At 44.4% G+C, this 11843-nt stretch carries 12 protein-coding genes; 2 read left to right on the top strand and 10 right to left on the bottom strand.

What is annotated here, in order from left to right; translation table 11 throughout:
* Positions 1-155 precede the first annotated feature (155 nt).
* Both BG260_RS13620 and BG260_RS13615 read right to left on the bottom strand, forming a co-directional pair.
* Positions 156-632, bottom strand: coding sequence for a Dps family protein (locus tag BG260_RS13620; protein WP_069133510.1), 477 nt, complete (start codon positions 630-632; stop codon positions 156-158).
* 346 nt (positions 633-978) lie between these two features.
* Positions 979-1641, bottom strand: coding sequence for a class I SAM-dependent methyltransferase (locus BG260_RS13615; protein ID WP_069133512.1), 663 nt, complete (start codon positions 1639-1641; stop codon positions 979-981).
* A gap of 149 nt (positions 1642-1790) precedes the next feature.
* Between BG260_RS13615 and BG260_RS13610 the strand changes: the two genes are divergently transcribed.
* The gene (locus BG260_RS13610; protein ID WP_069133509.1) at positions 1791-2228 is read left to right on the top strand and encodes a DoxX family protein; all 438 of its coding nucleotides are present in this window, start codon (positions 1791-1793) and stop codon (positions 2226-2228) included.
* 172 nt (positions 2229-2400) lie between these two features.
* Here the strand turns inward: BG260_RS13610 and BG260_RS13605 are convergent, their stop codons facing one another.
* The 4 genes from BG260_RS13605 to BG260_RS13590 are packed head-to-tail and all read right to left on the bottom strand — an operon-like array spanning position 2401 to position 8606.
* Positions 2401-3750: a TolC family protein gene (locus BG260_RS13605; RefSeq protein WP_069133508.1), complete on the bottom strand. Its 1350-nt coding sequence runs from the start codon at positions 3748-3750 to the stop codon at positions 2401-2403.
* A complete protein-coding gene (locus tag BG260_RS13600; RefSeq protein WP_069133507.1) occupies positions 3747-6914 on the bottom strand; it encodes an efflux RND transporter permease subunit in 3168 nt (1055 codons plus the stop codon). The genes BG260_RS13605 and BG260_RS13600 overlap by 4 nt, the downstream gene beginning before the upstream one ends.
* The gene (locus BG260_RS13595) at positions 6911-8047 is read right to left on the bottom strand and encodes an efflux RND transporter periplasmic adaptor subunit (RefSeq protein ID WP_069133506.1); all 1137 of its coding nucleotides are present in this window, start codon (positions 8045-8047) and stop codon (positions 6911-6913) included. The genes BG260_RS13600 and BG260_RS13595 overlap by 4 nt, the downstream gene beginning before the upstream one ends.
* The gene (locus BG260_RS13590) at positions 8034-8606 is read right to left on the bottom strand and encodes a hypothetical protein (protein WP_141691616.1); all 573 of its coding nucleotides are present in this window, start codon (positions 8604-8606) and stop codon (positions 8034-8036) included. Before BG260_RS13590 ends, BG260_RS13595 begins: the two co-directional genes overlap by 14 nt.
* Positions 8607-8961: 355 nt before the next feature.
* Between BG260_RS13590 and BG260_RS13585 the strand changes: the two genes are divergently transcribed.
* Positions 8962-9576 (top strand): TetR/AcrR family transcriptional regulator, encoded by a 615-nt coding sequence (locus tag BG260_RS13585; protein ID WP_069133511.1) that lies wholly within the window; start codon positions 8962-8964, stop codon positions 9574-9576.
* A 23-nt stretch (positions 9577-9599) separates the two neighbouring features.
* Here the strand turns inward: BG260_RS13585 and BG260_RS13580 are convergent, their stop codons facing one another.
* From BG260_RS13580 to BG260_RS13565, 4 genes are read right to left on the bottom strand one after another with little or no spacing between them, the layout of a single operon-like run.
* Entirely contained in the window at positions 9600-9956 is a 357-nt protein-coding gene (locus BG260_RS13580; RefSeq protein WP_069133504.1) for a DUF488 domain-containing protein, read from the bottom strand.
* On the bottom strand, positions 9953-10429 hold the full coding sequence (locus BG260_RS13575; protein ID WP_069133503.1) for an HPP family protein: 477 nt from the start codon (positions 10427-10429) through the stop codon (positions 9953-9955). The genes BG260_RS13580 and BG260_RS13575 overlap by 4 nt, the downstream gene beginning before the upstream one ends.
* Before the next feature lie 42 nt (positions 10430-10471).
* Positions 10472-10651, bottom strand: a complete 180-nt coding sequence (locus BG260_RS13570) for an acetyltransferase (RefSeq protein WP_069133502.1) — start codon at positions 10649-10651, stop codon at positions 10472-10474.
* Between the two features lie 23 nt (positions 10652-10674).
* On the bottom strand, positions 10675-11661 hold the full coding sequence (locus tag BG260_RS13565; RefSeq protein WP_069133501.1) for an LLM class flavin-dependent oxidoreductase: 987 nt from the start codon (positions 11659-11661) through the stop codon (positions 10675-10677).
* Positions 11662-11843 lie beyond the last annotated feature (182 nt).

Genomic DNA, 11843 nt, shown 5'->3' with positions numbered 1-11843 from the left:
CCATAATTCATCGAGCTGATTCATTTCCACCCCCCCTCTATCCCCTCCTTTGAAAAGATGGGGATTTTGTACAAATCTCACTTCAAAATTTCAGAACAAAAAAGGCCGTTGTAGAGTAATACAACGGCTTTTTAATTGCTTTATGTCGGTAATGTTTATTTGCCAACATACGAAGCGTACATCCACACGAGTTTTTCCTGCTCGCTGATATAGTCGCTCATCAGCGCGTTGGTTCCCTCATCATCTGCCTCACCGGATAGTGCAAGAATTTCTCGCTGAATGTTCAATATGATCTTAAATGCTTCTAAAATTTCATTCACGGCCGCTTTACCGTCAGAAACTTTTTCACTTTCAGCGATTTCAGACACTTCCACGTATTTCGTGTACTTATGGTTTGGGGTATAACCCAGTGTAAGGATCCTCTCTGCAACCTCATCAATCTTTATTTTGAGGTCCTCATAAAGCTCTTCAAACTTTTCGTGCAATACAAAGAATGAATCGCCTTTGATGTTCCAGTGATACCCGCGTGTGTTTTGATAAAATACCGAGTAGTTGGCCAACAACGTATTCAGTTTATCGGCTAATTTTTTCGTTTTATCACTGTCCAAACCTATTCTGCTTTTTGTACTCATATCTCGTTGCCATTTACTTTTTAGTTCTCATTGATGTCTGATTAAAATACAAAATTTCGCTTCCAAAATCCCTATTTCTTGTCAATGCGGTGTATCAATAAAATCGAACTGTTCAACTCAATATCGCTTAAACTGCCGATCATCTATCTGCTTATCTATAAAGATATGCCTGAAAAGATTGTTGACAATTCAGATTCTGAATTTGAAAGAGGTTAACATCAGTTCGGATTGATGATTCTGAAAAATGATTCAAACAGCTCACACTTAATTTGAAAGTCATCTGTTTGATTCGTCCGGTGTTTCCGGTCACAACATAAAAGTGAAATCTAATCGATTTGAGTACATCTTAATACATCATATAAAGTGTCGTCACAATCACTCCTTTACTTTCTTTGGCCGGTTGCGACAATAACCGCCCCTCTCCTTTTACCTTCAGATTGAACGGCCGCGCGAGCAAATCTAACCCGCTCTGCTTCTTCAGCCTGATCCCCTGGCCTGAAATGATATCCAGGTTAGGAATAAAATCCCCTTCCGGCAGGTGTTCGGTCAGAATCACATATTCAAAAGCGGAGAGTTTCTCTGCAACCTTTTTGATTTCTTGATTTGAGAGATGTTGAAGAACCTGTCGTAAAATCACACAATCCCCTTTGGGCAGCTCATCGGTTGCGATATCCAGGCAGTAGAATTCAAGGTTTTCTTCTTTAAACGTCTCCCGGTTGTGATCAATCAGTTCCTCAACAATATCCACAGCCATGTACTTCTTGGAATACTTCACCAGCTCCTTGCCAATATTGAAATCGCCGCAGCCCAGATCACAAATCACTAACGGTGGATCAAAAGAGCTTAGAAAGGATGAGACTGCATCCACGTAGGGAACCACCAATTCCGGATGATGTGACCCGATTCCAGAGTAGAAACCGGATTGCCCTTCTCCCCAGAGATTCTTCTCGTAAATCTGAGCCATGGCATCTTTGGTGGGCCAGGGTTTTTTCGGTTTATTCTTATTCACCAACTATTGGATTTTGAAGATTTTAAAAAAAGATAATCTCTTTTCAGCACGTTTCCGGAATGAAATATTGATTATCCTGATTATGCGGATGGAAGTAAAATTAATTCAACTTCCCGCATATCGAAAAACAGAACTTACGATCTCTCATTATGACTTCACATACAGATTCTATCATTTCAACTGACCGCCAAATGGGATTCGCACTTTTACGTGTACTTCTCGGTTTCAATATGCTCGGACGCAGCCTGGTTCGCATTCCTGAAATCAACGATTTTGCCTCCGGGATGGCCGAGAGTTTTGCCGAGACCATTCTTCCGGGTTCATTTGTGTTTATCTACGCATTCGTCATAGTGATTGCCGAGTTTGTCATCGGGTCGCTGCTTATTCTTGGCTGGAAAACCCGCTGGGCGCTTGCCTTGATGGGAATGTTGATGCTCACGCTGACATTCGGTCAAGTCTTACAGCAAAATTTTGGCACGCTGGCCAATATTCTCATTTACGGAATCGGTGTATCCTTTCTGCTCTTTAATACCCGGTATGATCATTTCGGGATCGACCGTGGCTTTTCTGTAGAAAAGGGTGAATGAACCCAATCTCTCTTTTCATTATTCATTTCTTTTTGCTCCGAATCAATTTGTTCAATACTATGCTGTACCCATATTTCAATCTTGCGGTCTAGTTCTATCAACCATCGATAAATCTTTGTTTTCAAGGATATTTCATCTGATTTTTTACCGGACATAATCCTGTCTAAACGTTTTAATCACTTACCAATAATCCGCCGCTTAAGTAGAGCAGAGTTGTTTCAGTCAGTTTCATTTGTAATTCAGTATCTGAAAGTCTCAACCGTGCATCCTGCAGGGAAAGCTGTGCATTGCGCAGTTCTACTCCTGTAATCAATCCCCTTTCAAAAGAATCCCGGGCCCGCTCAAAATTGCGTTCATAAACATGCAAATTTTCTCTTTCTGTTTGAAGTTGATCATCCAGGTAGAGCAGTTTCTGCCAGGTATTATCGAACTGTGTTTGAAGTTGCTGCCTAGACTCCTCCACCCGGATCTGCTCCTGACGTAATGAAGCTTTGGCATTTTGTGAGGCAGTGCGATTACGTCCACCCGTGAAGAGTGGAATTTTCAGTGAGATCCCTCCCATTACGCCTAACTGTTCCTGAGTTTCAAACTGTCCGTCGCTGGCCGAATGGTAGTTGTAGCCATACTGAGCGGATGCGATCACGGTTGGAAGAAAATTTGCACTCGTCAATTTCTGATTGATACGGGCCTGCTCAATTTTCTTTTCCCGGACATGAAGTGCCGTATTATTCTCAATAAGAGATTGTAATAACTCATCATAAGTAGGGATAGCCGTACTCTTGATCCCGTCATCCAATGTACCAAGTTCCCGGTTATCCCACCCGATAGCCGTATGCAGTTCGCGGTATGCATTCTCATACTTTAGCTTTAGGTCCCGGTACTCAGTGCTATCGGTTTTCAAATCAGCCAGAGCTTGCAGAAGCTGTTGTTCACTCGCCTGTCCATACTCTCTGCGGGTTTCAATGATATTATATCGATCCGAACTTTGCTGAAGAGCCAGCTCTTTTAGGGTAATCGCCTTTTGAATAGATACCGTCTGAATATAGCGCTGAGTAATGGTAAGGACTGTACTCTCCATTTCTGACCGAAGCATCAGGCCTGCCAGGTCATTTCCACTTTGCAGGAGTTTATACCGAAACTGCCCCTTCAGGCCATCGTAAATCACAAACTGAGTTCCAACTCCGGCACTGAAACCGGTTGATGTCACCCCATCATATTTGATTGAACCCGGTTGTCCCTGCCCTCCATCCTGACTTAAAATATTCCCAAAAAACGAACCGGGTGTTAATTCAAGGTCAGTATAGGAACCGGTCAAGTCACTGTTGACAGAAAACGTGGGCAGCTGACCCGCATTACCACGTGTGGCAAGATTTTTGGCTTTCTCCTGTTCAATACTGCTAATCTGTACACGGTGATTGTGTTCCAGTGCGGCTTCAATAGCTCTGCTCAAATTTAAGCTGTCTTGTGCTTGTGCCAGGTCTGCTGTGAACAACAGTAAGGCTGCAATTACGATATATTTCATATTGTACTCCGTTTATGATGTTCTTTAAGCTGTACCGCCGGCTCGATGCTTTCGGGTGATGCATCTTCTTTCCCTGCCAGATGAGTCAATCGTAGCTTCAGCTGATTCCAAATAACCAGGAATGCCGGTGTAAGGGTAAGTGAAATGAGCAGCCCGAAAATTAAGCCGTATGCAATGGCAATAGCCGGAGGCTGCAAAAATGCAGATGCCAGTCCTCCCATAAAAATCATCGGCAGGAGGCCGGCAACTGTACTGAGTGTGGTAAGCAAAATGGGCCTGAATCGTGACTGAACAGCATCCCTAAGTGCTTCTTCAAAGTTCATGTCTGCCTTCAGGTTGTCGTTAAATGCCGTGATCAGCACCAGCATGTTGTTGATCAGTATCCCGACGAGGGCAATCATACCGATTACTGAAAAGATGTTCATCGTTACTCCATGTATCATATGACCGATTACCACACCCACAAACGCAAATGGCAGTGATAAGAGCACAATGAATGTTTGTGAAAATGACTGAAAATTGATAATGATCAGTGCCAGCATCAGTGCAATGATGACCGGTGCAACACTTTGCATCGCATCTGTTACCTGACCCGCCTCTCGGTTCTGTCCTTCAATAAAAAACTGAACACCGGGATACTCCTGCCGGATTTCGGGAATCACATTCGTCTCAATATCCGTAAGGATAGCGGGAGCCGACAGTGAGGGGTCGGCCATATCGGCGTCTACTCGTATGGTTCTTCGTCCGTTAATTCGGCTAACTTCGAGACTTGCACTGGTGGGGTAAATATCCGCTATATCTCCCAGTCGATAAATTCCCTGAGCGGTTCGAATATTCATCTGAACAAGGTTGTCATAGTCAGTCCGGTTACTCTCATCAAATCGAATCCAGACGCGGACATCGTCCCGGTTTCGCTGCAGATTCTGTACTTCCAGTCCAAAATAGGCATTCCTGATCTGGGCCATGACTTCCTGAAGGGTCAACCCGAGCTGTTCGCCGAGCTTGTTTAGTTCGATATGAAGCTCCGGGTTTCCTCGCTGATCCGTATCGGCGACATCCACCAGGTCATCCCGTTTTTCGAGTTCTGATTTCAACCTGGCTGCTGCCTGCTGCAGTTTGTTTAAATCCTCTCCGGAAACTGATATATCCACCGGAAGCCCGCCAAACCGCTGTTCGGCAGTTGCTCCCATAAACCGGACGTAACGGGCATCCGCAATCTGCCCGGCTGCTTCCCTGAACCGGTCGTTCAGTTCAAAGGCTGGTATTCCGCGCTGCTCCCCTCCCATCATGATCACCCGCAGCTGTCCCTGGTGAGAATTCGGCCCCATCAGCCGCTCTACATTTCTAACAACGGCCTGTCCGTCTTTGCGTTCTGCCGTTAAATCTTCATTAACCTGCCACACAGCTTTTTCAATTTCCATCAGCCGCAGGTTTGTCGTATCCGCCGGTGTACCCGGTTCAAGTTCAATCCGTATCAGCTGAATATCATCATCCAGATAGGGGAAAAATGTGAGAGGCAGTGTCCCGGTTCTTAGGAGTGTTGCTGAAGCGATGAGCAGAAATAGAAATACTCCCACATTGAGCCATCTCCATCGGTGTGAAGCCAGTTCTGTGAACGGCATGAACCAGCGGTCCCGAAATGTGATGAGACTCTGAGTAAAAAATAGTTCGAAGCGTGTTTGACGGTTCTCTTTACTCAACACTTTCGAATGAGTCATTTTTGCCGGTAAAAAGAGAAATGTCACAATTAAAGCGGCCAGCAGTGAGGCGATTACCACAAATGAGACTTCCGAAAAGAATGCACCGGGTTTACCGGGCAGAAAGAAAAAGATGCTGAATGCCACAGCGGTTGTCATCAGGGATATGGTCATCGGTGCTGCAACTTCAGCGGCTCCGTCGCGTGCGGCGGCAATCGGACGTTTTCCAAACTCCGCATAGTGACGGTAGATATTTTCTGCCACTACCACACCGGTATCCACCAGCATACCGAGAACCAGGATAAAACCGAATATGGAGACAACATTGATCGTCAGGTCATACCCCATCATGGCAAAAATAAAGGCTCCCAAAAGTGATAGAGGAATCGTCAGCGATACCCAGAATGCAATACGTTTGTCCAGAAATAGGATCAATATCAGCAGAACCAGGATTAACCCGGCAAGGCCATTCTCCCAGAGCGAAGCTGCCCGTTCATTTACAAATTCAGAGATATCCTCCACAATCGTCAACTCCACACCGTCGTGGCTGCTGTTAAAATCTCCGACAAACTCCTTCACATACTCAGCTGTGGCAACCAGGTCTTCATCATTGGTGGTAAGCACCTGTATGACTACGGATTCAGATCCGTTCAGGTAGCGATTCACCGGCTTGTCATCAAACACTTCACGGATATCTGCTATATCTTTCAAAACAACCCGGCCACCGGACTCACCGGACCTGATCAGTATTTCTCCCATCTCCAACCCTTTTTTATTCTGATTGCGGGCACGGATCTGCCAGTTTGCCCGGTCGAGCTTGAGTTCACCTCCGGTCATATCAATATTTGTTTTCTGTATCGCATCTGCTACTTCACGGTAGGACAGGCCGTAGCGATCCATTTGTGAATCATTCAGCTCAATGACAATTTCTTCATTGCTAAAACCGAAAAGGTTTACATTTGATATTCCCCTCTCAATCATAAATTCATCCCGAATCTGACGGGCAAAATCTTTTTTTTGCTGAAGCGGAATCTCTCCTGTTAAAGCAATAGAGATGGTTGGGTTTAGCATCTCCTGCTTATAGACAACAGGCCGATCCATCCGCTCCGGAAAATCACTGATACGATTAACCGCATTTTCTACCTCAACCAGAACTTCGTTAATATCGGCACTCTCAAGCAGTTCAACAGTAATCCGTCCGCTGTTCTCCCTCACCGCTGAGGTAAACCGGTCCATCCCGGTGATTCCCCTCAGGTTTTCCTCAATACGGGTAATTGCACTCTCCTCTATCTCAAGCGGTGAGGCTCCGCGATAGATCACGTCCACATAGATCTCTTTCGGTTTTTCTGAAGGATCGAGCGTGTAACGAACCTGGCTAAAGCTGATGACTCCAACAATAAGAGTCAGCAAAAGGCCCAGGTTTACCATTGTGGGGTATCGAACAAAAAATTGAATTAAACTCTTCATCTGCGTTCCTCCCCAATCATTTGTCCGGCCATCGCCCGGTTCGCGTCACGTAAAACCGTGACCTCACCATCAAGGCCTGTAACTTTCACGGTTTGATGACCGACATCCACCACATTGACAGGTACTTGTCTGATCACTCCTTCAACTACAGCGTAAACGTAACCATTACGCAAGAGTGCCGTTTTTGGAATTTCTGTAATTTGAAGTGAATCACCGCCTGTCATCACTCCTTCAAGAAACATTCCTTCTCGAATACTCCGACCTTCAACCTCAAGGTAAATCTCGACCGCCTGTGATTTTACATCAACCGAAGGGTTCATCCGCACGACCCTTCCCGTCCACCGGCCGGAGTTTTGTCGGTCCGTAAGCACGGCGGTGTCACCGATTTCAATATGATTCAAATCACTTTGCCGAACGGAAACTGTCAACAGATAGCGATCCGGATCTAAAAAAGTGCCGGCATGAAACTGGGGTCCCACACTCTGTCCCGGTTCAGCCTTTGCGGCTGATAAAGTACCGCTGAACGGCGCTCTGACTGAAAATTTATCCAGACGATCTTCCGCACTCTTAATTTGATAATACCGGTTGTAGATACCTCTTGAGGTTAAAAACCGATCCATTGCAGGATGGTCAAAATCGGGTATAGCGGGCAGTGACTTTTCAGGATGCAATGAATCATACCACTTTTCATAAAGATCCATCCGCTCCGGGTAATCTAATTTGATATCAGGTAAAAGTGAGGCTGCCAATGTCTGAAAGTTGCTTCGTGATGAGTAGAGCTGAAGTCGTGCTTCCCTGTCATCAATCTGAAATAACACTTCACCTTTTTTAAAATAGACACCTTCTCGAAACGGTTTATTGCCTGCTACTATCTTGCCCTGCACTTCAGGAAACAGTTCCAGACGGTATTCCGCCCGCACCCTTCCCTGGACATCAACCGTTTTCTGCATTGAGGAGGATCGGACAGTCAGAGTTTCCGACACCTCTTGAAACAGAGTCTCTGTCGTCTCTTGGGTCTGATATTCCTCTTCACCCTGAAGCTGATACAGAATGATGCCGCCGGTGATAAAAATCAATGCATGAATGGCAGCCGTTAAAATCAGAAATCGTATGCTTTTTTTACTCTTTTCCATTTTGTCTCATTTTTATTGTGTTACCCTTGTTTGAAATACCCTCGATATTTTCTTTCAATCGTTGTTCCCCGGAATCTGAAAAGGGCTCTGTGGTTCTGAATCGAATCTCACCATTCTCATTAACCAGCCATGCCATAATTGTAAATGGCTTATCATGAACACGGCCTGTAATTATCCCGTCTGTATCCCGCAAAACAGGAAAAGACTTGTTGCTTAATTTTGAACGAAATATTCTGTTCACTAACGGGCCTGAACGAACAGGCTCAATTACCAGCACTCCTTTGATCGACTCTTGATTAAATTCATTCAGGTTTTCAAAGAATTGAGTTACTCGATCCATCATGAATTCAGCCTCACTTCGTGATTCAGCTTTGGGCAGAAAAATCAGGATCAGTGGTTTCTCTCCCGGAGGTTCAAACGTCATCTGTTCTCCATGCTGATCTTTCCCGCTCAGATGTAACAATACACCCCTCTCGTACTCAAAATCAATATTTTGCGCATACAAGCTATTGAAGCCGAATAACGTAATCAGAAACGCTGTAAATAAATGAATGTTCATAGGTTTTGTAATTGGTTTTAAATACGGAACCGCCTTCACACGATTCCGCATACTTTATGAGAGACACTATGAATAAGGGCATTTCAAATGGCTCTCTATTCTGAATCTGAATGTATATTATGAACATTAATCTTACGGTTCAACCATATGGTTGATGTGAAAAAAATATTTAAATAAGTCTTTTTATGAGTCTATATCTCTATAAATATCAGAGTCTTTTAAATGGATAGATTTGACCTAAGGCGTTTACTTAAATCAGAGTTCAAACATTTATTTCAACCATATGGTTAAATTTTGTGCGTAAAAATTGTATTTTGAAACAAAATTGATTCAACCACTAAACACGGATAAAGAGATGAAGGACGAAAATCAGTCTTCAACGGAATTAAAAATCTTTGAAGCGGCACGGGAAATCTTTCAAAGCAAAGGATTGGAAGGCGCCCGGATGCAGGAGATTGCAGATAAGGCGGAGATTAATAAGTCAATGCTGCATTATTACTATCGGTCCAAAGAGAAACTTTTTGAGAAGGTATATCAGTTATCGATCATAAAACTCATTCCGCAAATTGCGAGTCTTTTAAATGAAGAAATTCCTCTTGAACAAAAACTTCAGAATTTCATTGAAAAGTACCTGGAATTGATAAAACACAACCCCGATATTCCTCTTTTTGTGTTGCACGAAATGAATAAAAACCCCGGACGAATGAAGAGTTTTATGCTGAATGAAATCGGCAAAAAAGTTCAGCCATTTTTAAATCAAATCCGGGAAGAGAGAGAAAAAGGTAATACAGTAGATTTGCCGGCTGAGCAAATCATGGCCAATATAATGTCACTTCTTATTTTTCCTTTTATAGGCCGGCCTGTTTTTCAGGTTATATTTGAGATGAGTGAAGAAGATTACGAGTCCTTTATTGAGGAGAGACAAAAATGGCTTCCGGATTTTATCGTTCAAATGGTCATTAAACAGTAAGGATTTATAAATTATTAATTCAGTTAATCCGTCAACAAATCCTCCATAAACTCCTTCAGCACCGTCGTGCTGTTGTGTGTTTGATCCTTTGATGCATAGACAAAGGTTACCGTTTCATTTTGTTTGATCAGGTCCATCAGTTCCTCCACCGCTTCAGATCCGAACAATTCTCTTCGGTATTTCTCTTTGAACTCCTCCCACTTTTCAGGATCGTGGTCGAACCATTTTCTTAAGTCGTGACTCGGCGCCACACCCTTCATCCAGCGATCGAGTGCTGCCCTCTCCTTGCTCACACCCCGCGGCCACAGGCGTTCGGTCAGTACGCGAAATCCGTCTGATTTATTCGGTTCGTCATACACTCGCTTGGTTTGGATCTTCATCGGTTTCGCATTTTTTGATTGAGAACATACACTCCATACATGATGGAAACGGATGCCAGAATGATTAATCCGTCACTCCAAAGCGGCATGATCCCGAGTGAAATAATCAACGTGGTGGCACAGGCCGGAGGATGGCTTACATTCAGCCAGAGCATCAGAAAGACGGTAATGGCAATGGCAACTACGGCTCCAATCCCCAATTCGAAACCGGCTTGTTGAAAGGGTTCAGAAATGGACATTAGAGTAGAATGTTGTGTGATGAAATATGAGCTGATCAGCCCACCGGCAACCGCAGCTGCATGTCCGCCTATGACTACTTTAGGGGTGTGTGAGAATTTATGGTCAAAAGCGAGCAGGTATGCGGTTGGGCCAAGGCTTGGAAAAATAAACGGTTTACCAAGAATCCAGGCGACCAGGCCAAGAATGAAAATATAAACCGATGAAGTCAGTGTAATGAAAAAATTTCGTTTCATAGGTCAAAGAAACGAATTTTAAAAGTTGATCTCTAAAACATTTTACTCATTCGTATTCAGTAGCTTACCAAGATTCAGGTTTTGAATGGCGCTGACTGCTGCTTCCATCGCTCCCTCAGTACATAGTCCGCTCATAGAGGCCTCTCGGAATCCCTCCTTTGCCGCTTTAATACATTCCTTTTTGATTCTTTCAGCAAGCTCCATTTTCTCCTGTTCACTCATTACATTCAGGTTGGTTGATCATTTCAGTTTTTCATCACTTCTGCAAGCAGTTCGTAGGATCGAATTCTCTGCTTATGATTGTAAATATAGGTCGAAACCATCAGTTCATCAGCCCCGGTCTGATCCAGAAACTGTTCGATATCACTCTTCACACTTTGTCCACTTCCAATGAATGAATAAGCCAGCATCTGCCTGACGGCATACTTGGTGTGCTCATTCCAGATACCCTCCATGCTGTCCACGGGCGGTTTCATCGGTGAACGGTCTCCGGTTACAACACCCATAAACATTTGAAGCATGGACGTGGAGAGAAATTCAGCCTGATCATCCGTATCAGCAGCGATTACATTCACACACGGCATAAAGTACGGCTGATCCAGCTGATCGGATGGTTTGAACCGCTCCCGATAGATTCGCAGTGCCGGAACCAGCTGCTGCGGGGCAAAATGGCTCGCAAAAGCGTATGGCAGCCCCAGTTCAGCAGCCAGGAATGCACTGTCGGTGCTTGAACCCAGAATCCAGATCGGCACCTCTGTACCCTCTCCCGGAAAGGCTCGCACTTTACTCTCACTATTCTCTTTGGATAGATATTTTTGTAACTGCCGCACATTCTGTGGAAAATTCTGAACCTGCTGCATTCGATCCGGACGAATCGCACTGGCTGTCAGCTGATCGGTACCCGGTGCACGGCCAACTCCCAGGTCCACCCGGTTTGGATAGATGGTAGCCAACGTTCCAAACTGCTCGGCAATAATTAATGGGGAGTGATTGGGCAGCATAATTCCTCCCGATCCAACACGGATTTTCTCAGTCGCATCGGCAATATGCCCCAGAAGCACCGATGTGGCCGAACTGGCGATGTTCTCCATGTTGTGGTGTTCGGCCATCCAGAAACGATGATATCCCAGATTTTCTGCATACCGGGCCAAATCCCGACTCCGCTCAATCGCCTCTTTGGGATTACTTCTTTCAGTTACAACAGCTAAATCTAAAATAGAAAGTGGTGTCATGATTTAGTGAAAAGTGAAAAGGTAAAAGTGAAAATTAACTACATGTTGATGCCTAAATTCGATTCCCATCCTTCTAAAGGAGGGGTTCGGGGTGGTTACCACAACTTTATTGGCTTTAAGATTCAAAATAATTTCTGAGATGACTTTTACAACTGCACCATTCTTACATCTTTAAACTATAA

Source organism: Rhodohalobacter halophilus (assembly GCF_001715195.1).
Lineage (GTDB): Bacteria > Bacteroidota > Rhodothermia > Balneolales > Balneolaceae > Rhodohalobacter > Rhodohalobacter halophilus.
This window is presented reverse-complemented; position numbering and strand designations above follow the sequence as displayed.